The 13998-nt window shown below is 54.3% G+C and carries 13 protein-coding genes and 1 pseudogene; 11 read left to right on the top strand and 3 right to left on the bottom strand.

Features of this window, described 5'->3' with window-relative positions; genetic code table 11:
* Positions 1-62: 62 nt before the first annotated feature.
* From FMM72_RS00145 to rfbB, 7 genes are read left to right on the top strand one after another with little or no spacing between them, the layout of a single operon-like run.
* Positions 63-824, top strand: coding sequence for an amidohydrolase family protein (locus FMM72_RS00145; protein WP_162220167.1), 762 nt, complete (start codon positions 63-65; stop codon positions 822-824).
* Between the two features lie 17 nt (positions 825-841).
* Positions 842-1798: a glycosyltransferase family 2 protein gene (locus FMM72_RS00140; protein WP_162220166.1), complete on the top strand. Its 957-nt coding sequence runs from the start codon at positions 842-844 to the stop codon at positions 1796-1798.
* Positions 1767-2447 carry an RraA family protein gene (locus FMM72_RS00135; protein ID WP_243157681.1) on the top strand — a complete coding sequence of 227 codons (681 nt, stop codon included), beginning with the start codon at positions 1767-1769 and terminating at the stop codon, positions 2445-2447. Before FMM72_RS00140 ends, FMM72_RS00135 begins: the two co-directional genes overlap by 32 nt.
* Positions 2448-2480: 33 nt before the next feature.
* The gene (locus tag FMM72_RS00130) at positions 2481-2828 is read left to right on the top strand and encodes a transporter (protein ID WP_207710289.1); all 348 of its coding nucleotides are present in this window, start codon (positions 2481-2483) and stop codon (positions 2826-2828) included.
* Complete coding sequence (locus tag FMM72_RS00125; protein ID WP_162220165.1) at positions 2821-3165, top strand: EamA family transporter; 345 nt, start codon at positions 2821-2823, stop codon at positions 3163-3165. Before FMM72_RS00130 ends, FMM72_RS00125 begins: the two co-directional genes overlap by 8 nt.
* Before the next feature lie 16 nt (positions 3166-3181).
* Entirely contained in the window at positions 3182-4060 is an 879-nt protein-coding gene (gene rfbA, locus FMM72_RS00120) for a glucose-1-phosphate thymidylyltransferase RfbA (RefSeq protein ID WP_162220164.1), read from the top strand.
* Positions 4057-5124, top strand: a complete 1068-nt coding sequence (gene rfbB, locus FMM72_RS00115) for a dTDP-glucose 4,6-dehydratase (RefSeq protein ID WP_162220163.1) — start codon at positions 4057-4059, stop codon at positions 5122-5124. Before rfbA ends, rfbB begins: the two co-directional genes overlap by 4 nt.
* 209 nt (positions 5125-5333) lie before the next feature.
* On the opposite strand, the gene FMM72_RS00110 is transcribed toward rfbB, so the two are convergent.
* Positions 5334-6185, bottom strand: coding sequence for a hypothetical protein (locus FMM72_RS00110; protein ID WP_162220162.1), 852 nt, complete (start codon positions 6183-6185; stop codon positions 5334-5336).
* 173 nt (positions 6186-6358) lie between these two features.
* Positions 6359-7750: a citrate synthase gene (locus tag FMM72_RS00105; RefSeq protein WP_162220161.1), complete on the bottom strand. Its 1392-nt coding sequence runs from the start codon at positions 7748-7750 to the stop codon at positions 6359-6361.
* A gap of 171 nt (positions 7751-7921) precedes the next feature.
* Here FMM72_RS00105 and spoIID point away from each other — a divergent pair, with 171 nt between their 5' ends.
* Entirely contained in the window at positions 7922-9022 is a 1101-nt protein-coding gene (gene spoIID, locus FMM72_RS00100) for a stage II sporulation protein D (RefSeq protein WP_160209401.1), read from the top strand.
* Here spoIID and FMM72_RS00095 read toward each other — a convergent pair.
* Positions 9007-9354, bottom strand: a complete 348-nt coding sequence (locus FMM72_RS00095; protein ID WP_160209402.1) for a hypothetical protein — start codon at positions 9352-9354, stop codon at positions 9007-9009. The genes spoIID and FMM72_RS00095 overlap by 16 nt on opposite strands.
* Before the next feature lie 496 nt (positions 9355-9850).
* Here FMM72_RS00095 and FMM72_RS00090 point away from each other — a divergent pair, with 496 nt between their 5' ends.
* The 3 genes and pseudogenes from FMM72_RS00090 to FMM72_RS00080 all read left to right on the top strand — a co-directional run bounded on the left by FMM72_RS00090 (position 9851) and on the right by FMM72_RS00080 (position 13992).
* A complete protein-coding gene (locus tag FMM72_RS00090; RefSeq protein ID WP_162220160.1) occupies positions 9851-11017 on the top strand; it encodes an aminotransferase class I/II-fold pyridoxal phosphate-dependent enzyme in 1167 nt (388 codons plus the stop codon).
* Positions 11018-11143: 126 nt separating this feature from the next.
* Positions 11144-12550 (top strand): annotated as a pseudogene (trkA, locus tag FMM72_RS00085) (Trk system potassium transporter TrkA); the annotation flags it as partial.
* Positions 12547-13992, top strand: a complete 1446-nt coding sequence (locus FMM72_RS00080) for a TrkH family potassium uptake protein (RefSeq protein ID WP_162220159.1) — start codon at positions 12547-12549, stop codon at positions 13990-13992. The pseudogene trkA and the gene FMM72_RS00080, both read left to right, overlap by 4 nt.
* Positions 13993-13998: the final 6 nt, after the last annotated feature.

Raw genomic sequence — 13998 nt, 5'->3', positions numbered from 1 at the left:
TGTAATTTTTTGTTGCGCACAGTGGTGTTTTTCCTTTGTCTGGCGGCAAGGAGGAACATCGGATGAATGAGATATTTGATGCGCACATGCATTTTAGTCTGAATGCCTCCAATCCCAGGCAGGACTTGTGCGATAGGATGGCACAGAGCGGTATAACAAAGGCAATGCTGATTTTAAACCGCGCAGAGGAAAAACAGCTTTTTGAACAGGATTTTTCTTTTTTTCAAAAACATTCCGATCAATTTCGCATAGCGGCTATATTGAATGTACGGGATGATTCGCCACTGGCTTTTTTCGAAAACTGTGCCCGAAGCGGGATGCCTCTGTTTGTAAAATTGCATCCGCGCATTACGGATATTCAGAGGGCTGATTTCCCGCTTATCTGCGACTATCTGGCGTTGTTGCAATGCAGAACAGTTATTATTGACTGTTTTGCCTATGGTCATCATCTGGAAAATCACATTGGTATGGAATTGGGAATCGAATTGGCACAGCGTTTTCCACAAACCAATTTTGTCCTGGCGCATGCCGGCGGGAGCCGTTTGCTGGAGTGTATGCTTTGCACCCGTACATTGCCCAATATTTTTTATGATATTTCTCTTTCCTGCTGCTATCTGTATGGTGCTTCCACACATGCAGATATGGTGCAGCTGTTGAAATTCAATGCTTCACGCACGCTGTTTGGATCGGATTATCCGGATTTTCTTCCCGCCAAAGCGGTGGAAAACGGATTGGCGCTGGCGGACGAGGCAGGCTTAAATGATATACAAAAGGCGGCCCTGTTCCGTGAAAATGCGGAGAGGTTGTATCCGGCCGCCAGATAGGAGGAACAGAGGCGGAAGTGACAAAGATATCTTTTGTGATCCCCTGCTACCGTTCAGAGCACACCATCACGGCAGTGGTGGAGGAAATCGGGGCGACTATGGCGCAGCGTCCGGAATTGGAATACGAGATTGTTCTGGTGAGCGATCATTCGCCCGACGGGGTGTTTGACGTTATCAAATCTTTGGCGGCGCAGGACCGGCGGATCAAGGGAATCGAATTCACCCGGAATTTCGGGCAGCATGCGGCGCTGATGGCCGGATACAGGCAGTGCGCGGGAGACTACATCGTATCGCTGGACGACGACGGGCAGACGCCCGCGAATGAGGCGTTTCGCCTGATTGACAAGCTGGAAGAAGGCTATGACGCCGTATTTGCTTCCTACGCCGAAAAAAAGCAAAATGCGTTCCGAAGGTTCGGCAGTCAGGTGAACGCCTGGATGACGGAAGTGATGATTGGAAAGCCGCATTCTCTCCAGGCCAACAGCTATTATGCCATGAGGCGGTATGTGATGACCGAGATGATCCGATATGAAAACGCCTATCCCTATATCGGAGGACTGGTGTTTCGGTGCACGAAGAATGTGACAAATGTACCGGTGACCCAGAAAAAGCGGATGGAAGGGAAATCGGGGTACAGTGTGAAGAAGCTTCTCTCCCTGTGGATGAATGGCTTTACAGCGTTTTCGGTGAAGCCTCTGCGGCTATCCGTACTGGCGGGCGCGGTGATTTCAGTGGGCGGAATTGCATACGGGGTCTATACAATCATTCATAAAATTTTATATCCGACCGTGCCGGCCGGTTACAGCTCCCTGATGGCGGTGCTGCTGTTTTTGGGAGGAATGCTGATGCTGATGCTTGGAATGATCGGAGAGTACATCGGACGCATTTATATCTGTCTCAACAAATCTCCCCAGTATGTGATTCGGGAGGCTGTTAATGTGAATGAAGAACAAGGAGGAATCAGGGATGTATGAGGAGTGGCTGGAAAAGATTGTGCAGTATATCCGAACCAACCGGGTTTCAACCACGGAGGTGGCGGACTGCTTGGGAAAAACCGGTGTGATCGAAGGTGTGTACGCGATGAACAGCGGTATGTTCCAGGCAGGCCGGATCCGCTATATATACGGATGTCAGGAAAGCAACTGGCCGATTCATGAGCAGGCCAGGGACATCCGTCCGGGAGAGATTGTCGTCATCGACGGGATCAATGTCAACAAACGCGCTCTGGTGGGAGAGGTTGTGACGAAATTTATAACGCTCTACCGTGGCGCAGTAGCTGTGGTGGTGTTGGGAAATGTGCGGGATGCAAACGATATCATCAAGCAAAAATATCCGGTATGGGCACAAGGCGTGAATCCGGTTGGATGCTTTAATACGCAGGTCACGGCGGATGAGGAGACGAAACGGATTGTGGCGCAGCAGAAGGCATATTATGACGGCGCAGTCGGCGTATGCGACGACACCGGCGTAGTGGTGATCCCCCGGGATCAGATCACGGAGGAGTTTTATGGCAAGCTGGAATTCATGGAAGAACAGGAGGACAAATGGTTTGAATGTATTGACCGCCTCAAGTGGGACACCTTTGACACCATATGCCTAAAAAAATATAAAGAAGACCGATAGCCCCATGGACGGGCAGGAAAAGAGGGACGAAGCATGACGGCGGACAGAGCACGTGATCTGATGTTTTTGCATGGCTGCTTTCTGTTGTACTCCTGTTCAGGCATCCTCTCCAAGCTTGCCGCACAGACGCAGTTTTTATCGTTGGGGTTTCTCCTGCTGTATGGAGGCTCCGTTTTGGTGCTGCTTGGGTACGCAATCATATGGCAGCAGGCGCTGAAACGCTTCTCTCTGATAACAGCATTTGCGAACAAATCGGTGCTGATCGTTTGGGGAATGATTTGGGGAAGCCTGCTGTTTCATGAGGCGATCTCCTGGAACATGATCGTGGGGGCGCTGGTCGTATTTGCAGGTGTTTATATTGTGGTGAGTTCTGATGGATAAGATGACGCTGTATGCGGGGGTAATGCTGGCGGGGGTGGCGCTTTCCTCCTTTTCTCAGATTCTGCTCAAAAAGTCATCCTCACAGCAGTTTTCCAGTAAGCTCCGGGAATATATGAACTTCCGGGTAATCTTTGCATACGGGCTGTTTTTTGCCGTGACATTCGTGAATGTGCTGGCTTTAAAATATGTACCGCTGTCCTGGTCTCCGGTGATCGAATCCATGGGATATGTGTTTGTGTCCATATTGAGCTATGTGCTCCTGAAGGAGCATATATCAAAGAAGAAGATCATTGGTATGCTGGTGATCATTCTGGGGGTCATTCTCTTTTCCATTTAAATACGGGAGGGATCATATGAAAGGGATCGTTCTAGCGGGAGGCAAAGGAACCCGCCTGTATCCCAGCACTAAGTCGGTATCCAAGCAGCTTCTTCCCATTTATGACAAGCCGCTGATCTATTATCCGCTGTCCGCGCTTTTGCTGGCGGGGATTCGGGAGATCCTGCTGATCTCCACTCCGGAGGATACACCCAACTATCAGCGCCTTCTGGGAGATGGTTCCGATTTGGGGATTCGGCTGGAATACCGGGTTCAGGAGACTCCGCGTGGATTGGCAGACGCTTTCTTGCTGGGAGAGACATTTATCGGCGACGACTGCGTCTGTCTGGTGTTGGGGGACAACGTGTTTTATGGCCAGGGATTCAGCTCCATTCTGGAGCGGGCACAGCGGCAGGTGCAGAGCGGTGGTGCGGTAATCTTCGGATATCCGGTGGCGAATCCCACAGAATTTGGGGTTGTGGAATTTGATGAAGACAACCGGGTGCTTTCCATTGAGGAAAAGCCGCAGCATCCCAAATCCAATTATGCGGTTCCCGGTCTGTATTTTTACGACGCCAGTGTGGTGGAAATTGCCAAGAACGTGCAGCCCTCCTCACGGGGTGAGTTGGAGATTACAGCGGTGAACAATAGCTATCTGCGGCAGGGAAGGCTCCATGTCACGCTGATGGGGCGCGGAATGGCCTGGCTGGATACTGGATCCCCCAAAGGAATGCTGAAAGCGGCGGAATTTGTGCAGACTGTGCAGGATATGCAGGGATTTTATATATCCTGTGTGGAAGAAATTGCGTGGCGGAGAGGATTTATTACGCGGGAACAGTTTCGTCGGTTGGGCGAACAGATGAAGATGACAGAATATGGACAGTATATCATCAGCCGAGCGGAGGAAGAACAATGAAAAATATTCTGGTGACCGGCGGCGCTGGTTTTATTGGTTCAAATTTTATCCAATATATATTGGATAACGATCAACAAGAATTGTTGATCGTTAATTTGGATCTGTTGACCTATGCCGGAAATTTGGAAAATCTCCGCGATGTGGAGAAAGATCCCCGATATCGGTTTGTAAAAGGCGATGTGCGGGACGGACAACTGATCGAGGAGCTCTTTGCAACTTATCAATTTGACACAGTGGTGCATTTCGCTGCGGAAAGCCATGTTGACCGCAGTATCGTGGAACCGCAGGTATTTTTGACGACTAATATCTTAGGAACGCAGGCGCTTTTGGAAGTTGCCAAACGGCACTGGAGCCTTCGTCCGGCGGACAAGCGTTGTACGGAATACCGGCCTGGTGTGAAGTATTTGCAAGTGTCTACAGACGAAGTGTATGGAGCTTTGGGAAAAACCGGCTTGTTTACCGAATCAACCCCGCTGGCTCCAAACAGTCCCTATTCTGCATCCAAGGCAAGTGCAGATCTGTTTGTTCGTGCTTATTATGAAACATTCGGCCTTCCGGTGAATATCACGCGCTGTTCCAATAACTATGGGCCTTATCAGTTTCCTGAAAAATTGATTCCTCTTATGATTTATAACTGTACAAAAAATTTGCCTCTGCCAGTCTATGGAGATGGGATGCAGATTCGAGATTGGCTTCATGTCAGGGATCATTGTTCTGCAATTATGACGGTCTTGAAAAATGGTCATAATGGGGAAATTTATAATATCGGCGGTAACAATGAAAAGGCCAATATTGAAATTGTGAAACTGATTCTTCATGAACTCGGCAAAACGGACGATCTGATTCAACATGTGGCGGATCGTCTGGGGCATGATCGTCGGTATGCGATTGATAATACCAAAATCACTTCAGAACTGAATTGGAAACCAGCGTATACTTTTGAACAAGGAATTCATGAAACCATCCAATGGTATCTCTCGCATATGGAATGGTTGCGCCGTGTAACATCAGGAGAATATCAACAGTATTATTCTCGGATGTACCATGAGGAAATGAACACATAATGATTCCATTTACCAACTTTATAGTTCGTCAGAGGGCGCGCTCGGCGGGGAGGGCAGCTGCCAACCAAAAGAAAATCCTGCTCAAATTTCATTGATTAAAATAGGACTAAATCAGAAAAGCCTTTAATAGCAAGGCGATCACTGATTTAGTCCTGTTTTTTTATTTCGCTTGTCGAAGGTGAAACAGAAAAAGTGATAGCTCAGTTATTTCAGTTTGCTTCTCCGGCGGCGTGTGCGGCCTTTTGCCGGATGGAAAGCCCCAGGAACGCGGCATACAAGCCCAGGCAGAGATAAAGAATCGAGCCGGTCAGCGGCAGGCCGAAGGGGAAAGCGCGCCCGGACAGAGACGCAGCGATCGACGGAATTGAAAGCGTCAGCGACAAAAGCGCGAACGACAGGCCGAACGCGGCCATCTGGCGCGCGCCTTTATCGTGCCCGATTCCGGAGAGAATGCGCCCATGCGCGAGAAAGAAAGGCGCTCCAAGCACCATCGACATGACGGCGAGCATCTGGTCGGAGACATGGCGGACGGCTGTAAAATCCATGAATGTGACAAGCAGCTGCGCAACCTGCCAAACAAGCGGAACGAGCAGCAGCCAACCGTTCATGCCGGCGGCGCCGGACTGGCCGCGCGCGCGCAGGCCGGCCGCGATCAGGATGCCGCCGGAAAGCGCGGGCACGATCCCCATGAACACAAAAACGCCGAGCGTCGAAAGCAGGAAGGAGAGCGGCGCACCGGAGACAAAGGCGATTTCCTTGACCGCGGCCAGGATGCGCCCAGCCGTGAACAGGAGCAGCGCCGCGCCGGAAAGCGCAGAAAACAGACGTGTGGCGCCGCCCAAGCGAATCGAATAACCGCCTGATGCTTTTTGCAGCAGGGGCAATGCGATCAGCGCGAAAGCCGATACAGCCAACAGCACGTTGAACAGAAGGACGAGCGCGGCATATCCCTCATAGTATCCAGTCGCGGGATCGATGGATATAAATTTGAGCGCGCAGCGCAGCAGGACACACAGAATGGCGGCCGCCAAAAACAGACGCTTTGAAAGCTTGATTGTCATAATGACCTCCAAAATAGGGGATATATCGTTACGGGAAAATCTGCATGAAATGTCCCGCTGATTGCGCCTTCGGCAGAAATACTTCTAATAATTATACCGCTTGACCGCGCTGCGGTCAAGCGGTATTTCTGTTTGGAAAAAGCGGGCCGCAACCCACTTTTCATGCGCGCTGTTCAGACAGCAGCGTTGGCACGTGATTCAAGCGGGATATAATCGCGCGGGTGAACAATCGACTTGAAGGCCGGACGCACAATTTTGCCGCCGGTTGAAAGCTCCTCCAGGCGATGCGCGCACCATCCGGCTGTACGCGCGCATGCAAACAGCGGCGTGTGCAGCTCGTCTGGTATGCCGAGCATGCGGTAGACAAGCCCGGAATACAGGTCGATATTGGCGCAGATCGGCTTGTCGCCGCCCTGTTTTTCGTGAAGAACATCCGGCGCGAGCCGTTCGACCGCGTCGAGCAGGCAAAATTCCGCTTCAAATTCCGTGCCGTGCGCCAGACGGATGGCATTCTCCTTGAGCAGGCGTTCGCGCGGGTCGCTCTTTGTATAGACGGCGTGCCCCACCCCGTAGATCAGTCCGGAGCGGTCGCCGGCTTCTCTGCGCACGGCGCGGCGCAGATAATCGCGGATTTCATCATCGTCATCCCAATTGCGCACGTTGGCCTTGAGATATTCAAGCTGCTCGATCACTTTAAAATTCGCGCCGCCGTGGCGGGGGCCCTTGAGCGCGCCAATACCAGCGGAGATTGCCGAATACGTATCGGTGCGCGACGAGGTGAGCACACGCACGGCAAACGTCGAGTTGTTGCCGCCGCCATGCTCGCTGTGTAGCGTCAAACAGAGATCGAGCAGATGCGCTTCATCCTCGGTAAACTGCTTGTCGGAACGCAGCATGCGCAAAATGTTTTGCGCGGTGGAGAATTCCGGATTCGGATTGTGCAGATACATGCTGCGCCCGTCATAGACGCGTTTTTTCACCTGATAGGCCGCCGCCATAATCGACGGCATCCGTGCGAGAAGCTGGATTGACTGGAACATGACGTTTTCAATTGAGGTGTCCTCCGGCGCGGGATCGTATGTATACAGCGCGAGCACCGACCGCGCGAGCATATTCATGATATTTGGGCTGGCGGCCTTCATAATCATGTCCTCGGTGAAGTTTTCAGGAAGCGCGCGCGCGTCGGACAGGATATCAAAAAAGCGGTGGAGCTGCATACCGTCCGGCAGAAAGCCGAGCAGCAAAAGCCAGGCGGTTTCCTCAAAGCAATAACGGCCGCCGGCCTGAGCGCCTGTGATCAGATCGCGGATGCTGTAGCCGCGATAAGTCAATTCGCCGTCGATGGGGACCTTTTCACCCTCATTGAGCAGATAGCCGTGCACGTTGCAGATCTGTGTGATCCCTGCGAGCACACCGGTGCCGTCGGCGTTGCGCAGGCCGCGCTTGATCGCGAATTTTGAAAACAGCCCCGGGTCAAAGCTGTTATACTGCGCGTACTGCCCGCATAGTAATTGAATGTCCTGTTTTAACTGCGCATTGGGCGCGCTGACTGTTTTGCCGAGCATGGCGAAAGGCTCCTTTCCGGCGCGTCGCCGGCAAAGGCCGGACGAGCATTTTTGAATCAACTGTATTTTCTATATTCAATTGTAGCGCCCAGTTATTGCAAAATCAAGAGTATATTCGATAAAAATGCAGGATTTGAAATGTATTCTTTCAAAAATAAAGGAGGAAGTGCAATGCGATACAACCTGTTTGCAGGCGTCGTGTTCGCCGCGGCGATGTTTTTAATCCCATTGATGGCGCTGAACGAAGGAATATGGGAACAAGCCGGCGCGACTCCTACATCTTCAGCGCCGCCGAAGGCGCCGGATATGCAGGCGGCGGATATGCAGGCGCCGGAATCCGAATCATCACAGGCGGCAAAGCAGGAGGGCCTGCAAACGCCTGTCGCACAGGTTGATGACAGTGGATTTCGTATCCTGGACGAGCGGACGGGGAAAGTGTTTGAAGTGAGCGCGCAGGATTATGTTCGCGGCGCGCTGGCGGCCGAGATGCCCCCGACCTTTCATCCGGAGGCGCTCAAGGCGCAGGCGGTTGCGGCGCATACATACGCTTTGAATCTCAAGCAGTCGCGCCGTGCGGCAGAGGAACCGGACCCAGCGCTCAAGGGCGCTGATTTCACAGCTGATCCTGCCGATTGGAAAACATACACCACAAAGGAACTGTTTTATGAGCGTTACGGCACGCTTGCCGATGCATGGTGGAAAACGATCTGCGAGGCGGCCGACGCGGCATGTCCGTATATCATGCTGTATGATGACGAGCCGATCGTCGCGGCGTACCATTCCATGAGCAGCGGAACGACCGAGGACGCGTCAAACGTCTGGCTCAGCGGCGTGCCGTATCTTGTCCCGGTGGACAGCTTCGGCGACACGCTTGCGCCCGATTACACAACAACCGAAACGTTCACCGCTGAGCAGGTGCGCCAGGCGCTTATGGACGGCTGCCCGGACGTCGCTCTCGGCGATGATCCGTCGTCCTGGCTCACAGTGGAGGAACGGTCCCCGAGCGGCTATGTCACAGAGCTTTCCGCCGGCGGCCAGACGATTTCAGGGGCGGACCTGCGCGGGATGCTCGGCCTGCGCTCGTCCGATTTTTCCATTGCATGCGACGGCACATCGTTTACCTTCACAGTCAACGGCTACGGCCACGGCGTCGGCCTGTCGCAGTACGGCGCGGACTATATGGCCAGGCAGGGCGCGACGTTTGACGAGATCCTTTCCCACTATTATAAAGGCGCCCAGCTCGCCGTCGTCAAAGGTCAGTCCGGCACGTGATCCGATTGCCGCGCGAGGAAAGCGTCGATATCCCCGCCGCGCAGCTCCATAGCTTCCTGCGCGCGTGTCAGGCGGATGTACATGGGCGGCTGCTCCCTGCTTGGTCCGCCGATCATCAGAGCGTATTCGCCGTCGATGGGATAGCGCAGCACGATCATCCCGAAGCCGATGTCCTCGCATACATACCGGTCAAAGTCGCTCCAGGTCAGTGCGCCGCCCTTTTGAGAAAGCTGCCGGACATTTTCGAGCGTAAGCTGCTTGGACTGCGCGCCGCAGCCGGTGGACAGAACAGCCGCCAGCAGGAGGATGGCGGCGGAGCGTTTCAGATTCATAGAGGATTCACCCTTTTAATCATGGAATATTCTTATTTTATATGTGTGCAGAATGGATGTCAAGAAAAATTGGCGGCCTTGCGGAAGATTTGCAGGCACTCTCGACAGACAATCTGAATGGGGGGATGCTGAAATTGATCGTATGGGTGTGCGATGATGGAAAGAAGGCGTGATGGATGAAAAGAAACGGTCGGATCGGTTGGCCCATAAATCTTGCGCTCCTTGCGTTCCCGCTGCTGGCGCCTTAGGCGGCAAATTTGATTTATGAGCTTATGTTTACGTTCTATATCCTGCTGCTTTTTGATGGCGCCGTCCAGCGCAGGGCAAAAAACAACAAAAACCGGACCGGCTGCGGGCTTTGCCTGCGGCCGGTCCGGTTTTTACTTGATGCAGCGCCCGATTTTTTGTACAGCCTCTAGGAATGGGCGGGGGAATGTGATAGAATAAAAGGAAAACGAGAGCCGGCCAAGCCGGTCGAAAAAAGGGGCTGCTGTCTGTGGAATTCGCAAAGCGCATGGACCGGTTTGGCGTCGGGATTTTTTCGGTCCTGCTCGACATGAAGAAAAAACAGCTTGCGCAGGGACGCCACGTGGTCGATCTGAGCGTCGGTACGCCGAATATTCCGCCCGCGCCGCACATCATTGACGCGCTGTGCGAGGCGGCGCGCGACAAACATAATTACATCTACGCGATCAGCGATATCGAGGCGCTTTCGGACGCTGTCGCCGCGTGGTATGCACGCCGCTACGGTGTCGTACTTGATCCGCGCTCCGAGGTGGTTTCGCTGCTCGGCTCACAGGAAGGGCTTGCGCATATCGCGCTAGTCGCCGCGGACGAGGGAGACGTTGTGCTTGTGCCCGACCCGTGTTATCCGGTGTTCGGCGGCGGTCCTCTGATCGCCGGCGCAAAGCTGTGCTATATGCCCCAGCGCCGGGAAAACGGATATATCATCGACCTTGCGGCAATCCCGGAGGATGTGGCCAGAGCCGCTAAACTGATGGTTGTTTCGTATCCGAACAATCCGACGACGGCTATCGCGCCTGATTCCTTTTACCGCGATCTGATCGCGTTCGCAAAAAAATACGATATCATTGTCCTGCATGACAACGCGTACAGCGAGCTGGTGTTTGACGGCGAAACGTGCGGAAGCTTCCTGCGCTTTGAGGGCGCGCGCGACGTGGGCGTTGAATTCAATTCACTTTCCAAAACATATGGCCTGGCCGGCGCGCGCATCGGATTTTGCGTGGGCAACCGCGAGGTGGTCGCCAAGCTGGCCGCGCTGAAATCAAACATGGATTACGGGATGTTTTTGCCGGTGCAGCAGGCGGCGATCGCGGCTGTCACAGGCGATCAGTCGTGTGTGGAGACAACACGGCGCGCCTATCAGAGCCGCCGCGATATCCTGTGCGATGGACTGAATGCGATCGGTTGGCCGATTAATAAGCCGCGCGCGACGATGTTCGTCTGGGCGAAACTGCCGCCGTGCTTTACAAACGCGCAGCAGTTCGCCGTGGAACTGCTTGAGCGCGCGGGCGTGCTGGTCACACCGGGCAGCGCGTTCGGCCCGTCCGGCGAGGGACATGTGCGTCTTGCGCTTGTGCAGGACGAGGCGGAAATGCGCTATGCGATCAACGCGATCGACGCCTGCGGCATCCTGAAATAGACGGACGCGCCGGCCTGCGGCCGGCGCGTTTCATATTCCGCTTGCCATGCCGGGCGATTTGTGATAGAGTGGGGCTGATAAGCCTTTGAATGGAGTGCGGCGTCGGCCGCGGGATGGAGAAGAAAGAACATGAAAATCGTAATTGTGGGGGACGGGAAGGTTGGCTATACGCTGACAGAGCAGCTCTCCGAGGAAGGGCACGACATTGTCGTGATCGACAGCAATCGGACGGTCCTGGTCGCCCTCGCGGAAACCTTCGATGTGATGGTCGTACATGGAAACGGTGCGAGCTTACAGACACAACTGACCGCGGATGTGGGCAATAGCGACCTGCTGATCGCGGCGACGAGCGCGGATGAAGTCAATGTGCTCTGCTGCATCATCGCCCGCAAGCTCGGGTGTGAACATACAATCGCGCGGATGCGCAATCCCGAATATGCCGAGCAGCTTCTCTTTTTAAAGGATGAATTGGGACTCAGCATGACGATCAATCCGGAACGGGCCGCTGCGCGGGAAATTTTCAGGCTGCTTCAGTTCCCAACGTTTCTGCGCCGCGATTCCTTTGCAAAGGGGCGCGTTGAAATCGTCGAGATCGAGCTGCGCGAAGGCAGTATTCTCAACGGCAAGCGCATGTCGGAGCTTTACAGGATTGCGCGCGTCAAGGTGCTTGTCTGCGCAGTGGAGCGCGGGGAGAGCGTACATATTCCGGACGGGCGCTTTAAGTTGCAAAGGGGAGACAAGCTGTTTGTGACGGCTTCCACACAGGATTTGACGGCTCTGATCAAACATCTGGGGCTTTATCAGCACAAGATCAAAAACGCTATCCTGGTCGGCGGCAGCCGCATTGCATATTACCTGACGCGCCTGCTGACCGAGGCGGGCATCCATGTAAAGCTCATTGAAACGGACCCGGCGCGCTGCGAGCAGCTCGCGGAACAGCTCCCCCAGGCCGATATTCTCCACGCCGACGGCTCGAATCAGGCGGTGCTGCGCGCAGAGGGCGTCGAACGCACCGACGCGGTTGTGACGCTCACAAACATCGACGAGGAAAATTTACTGATCTCCATGTACGCCAATTATCTGAAGGTGCCCAAGGTTGTTACCAAGATCAACCGCACCGAATACAGCGAGGTCATCCGCGGCAAGGGGATCGACTGCGTCATCAGCCCCAAGCTGCTCTGTGCAAACGACATTGTGCGCTATGTGCGCGCCATGCAGAACACGACAGGCGCCATGCTGACCCTGCACCGGATCGTCGACGGAAAGGTTGAAGCGATGGAATTTTTGGCGGACGCCGCCACACATCATCTGGGCGAAACGCTCGAAAAAATCCGCCTCAAACCCAATATCCTCATCGCCTGTATCAACCGCGGCAACCGTATCATTATCCCGAAGGGAAGCGATACGATTGAGGAAGGGGATTCCCTGATCGTTGTGACGACGGCTGACCGGATGATAACCAGCCTGAACGCGATCTTTGACGAAAGCGGCGCCGTACAGACAGCCGGCGTACGGGAGGGCGGCGCGCTATGAATTACAGGATCATCCTGAATCTGATGGGGCGCATCATGATCGTGGAGGCCCTGTTCATGCTGCCGCCGCTGGCAATCGCGGTCTACTGCGACGAATGGCCGGCGGTGCGCGGTTTTCTGATTGCTGTGGCGCTGCTTGTGGCCGTGGCGGTCTGGTGGACGCGCGGCGGCGGCGCACGCGGCATGGATGCGCGCGAGGGCTTTGTGACCGTCGGCCTTGTGTGGCTGGTCGTTTCACTGTTCGGTGCGGTGCCTTTTTATGCCAGCGGCGCAATCCCCAGCTACATCGACTGTGTGTTTGAGACGGTGTCCGGCTTTACAACGACAGGCTCCAGCATCCTGGCGGATGTGGAGGCGCTGCCGCAAAGCCTGCTTTATTGGCGCAGCTTTACACATTGGGTCGGCGGCATGGGGGTGCTGGTCTTTCTGCTGGCGGTCGCTCCCGCGCGCCACAACGGCGGATATGCGATGCATCTGCTGCGCGCTGAAAGCCCCGGTCCCCAGGTCGACAAGCTTGTTCCGCGTATGCATCAGACGGCCAAGATCCTTTACAGCATCTATGTCGTCATGACAGTGGTCCAGATTGTTCTGCTGCTGGCCGGCAATATGCCGCTGTTCGATGCTGTAACCACGTCGTTCGGCACGGCGGGAACCGGCGGTTTCGGCATCAAAAACGACAGCCTGGCCGGCTACAGCCCCTATATCCAGACAGTCACGACGGTTTTTATGGCGCTGTTCGGCGTCAACTTTTCCGTTTATTATATCCTGCTTACCGGCGCGTTTTCCAGGGCGCTGTTCAATGAGGAGCTGCGCGTCTATTTCGGCATCATGCTGGCGGCAATTGCCGTGATCACCTGGAACATCCTGCCGATGTTTGGCGGCGATGCGGGGCAGGCGCTCCATCACGCGGCGTTTCAGGTTTCTTCCGTCATGACGACGACCGGCTTTTCCACGATTGATTTTAACCTCTGGCCGGAATTTTCGCGCGCAGTGCTGATGGTGCTGATGATTTTGGGCGCCTGCGCCGGCTCAACGGGCGGCGGGATTAAGACGGCGCGTCTGATTATCCTGTTTAAATCCGCCAAAAAGGAGATTTCACAGCTTTTTCATCCGCGTTCCGTCAAGCTGGCGCGCATGGACGGAAATGTCCTTTCCAATGACATCATCCATGCGGTAAACGCCTATATGTCCGTCTACATGATCGTGCTGGCGGCCTCGGCGTTGCTTGTATCGCTCGATGAATTATCGATGGAAACAAATCTGACGGCTGTGCTCTCCTGCCTGAACAATATCGGCCCCGGGTTTGGAATGGTTGGTCCCATGAGTAATTTTTCGGTTTATTCCGATTTCAGTAAGATTATTCTGACAGCCGATATGCTGATTGGCAGGCTGGAGATTTTCCCGGTGCTTGCGCTGTTCGCGCCGTCAACCTGGAGGCGCTGACCCGAA

The organism is Anaerotruncus colihominis (assembly GCF_010206195.1).
In the GTDB taxonomy this organism is placed as follows: Bacteria; Bacillota; Clostridia; order Oscillospirales; family Ruminococcaceae; genus Anaerotruncus; species Anaerotruncus colihominis_A.
Note: the sequence above shows the minus strand (reverse complement) of the source record. Positions and strands in the feature narration are given on the sequence as shown.

What these genes read in the sequence shown, in the direction of transcription:
- FMM72_RS00130 (WP_207710289.1), top strand. Translation starts at nt 2,481, where the DNA reads ATGACGGCGGACAGAGCACGTGATCTGATGTTTTTGCATGGCTGCTTT.
- FMM72_RS00145 (WP_162220167.1), top strand. Translation starts at nt 63, where the DNA reads ATGAATGAGATATTTGATGCGCACATGCATTTTAGTCTGAATGCCTCC.
- rfbA (WP_162220164.1), top strand. Translation starts at nt 3,182, where the DNA reads ATGAAAGGGATCGTTCTAGCGGGAGGCAAAGGAACCCGCCTGTATCCC.
- FMM72_RS00080 (WP_162220159.1), top strand. Translation starts at nt 12,547, where the DNA reads ATGAATTACAGGATCATCCTGAATCTGATGGGGCGCATCATGATCGTG.
- rfbB (WP_162220163.1), top strand. Translation starts at nt 4,057, where the DNA reads ATGAAAAATATTCTGGTGACCGGCGGCGCTGGTTTTATTGGTTCAAAT.
- FMM72_RS00135 (WP_243157681.1), top strand. Translation starts at nt 1,767, where the DNA reads ATGAAGAACAAGGAGGAATCAGGGATGTATGAGGAGTGGCTGGAAAAG.
- FMM72_RS00125 (WP_162220165.1), top strand. Translation starts at nt 2,821, where the DNA reads ATGGATAAGATGACGCTGTATGCGGGGGTAATGCTGGCGGGGGTGGCG.
- FMM72_RS00095 (WP_160209402.1), bottom strand. Translation starts at nt 9,354, where the DNA reads ATGAATCTGAAACGCTCCGCCGCCATCCTCCTGCTGGCGGCTGTTCTG.
- spoIID (WP_160209401.1), top strand. Translation starts at nt 7,922, where the DNA reads ATGCGATACAACCTGTTTGCAGGCGTCGTGTTCGCCGCGGCGATGTTT.
- FMM72_RS00110 (WP_162220162.1), bottom strand. Translation starts at nt 6,185, where the DNA reads ATGACAATCAAGCTTTCAAAGCGTCTGTTTTTGGCGGCCGCCATTCTG.
- FMM72_RS00105 (WP_162220161.1), bottom strand. Translation starts at nt 7,750, where the DNA reads ATGCTCGGCAAAACAGTCAGCGCGCCCAATGCGCAGTTAAAACAGGAC.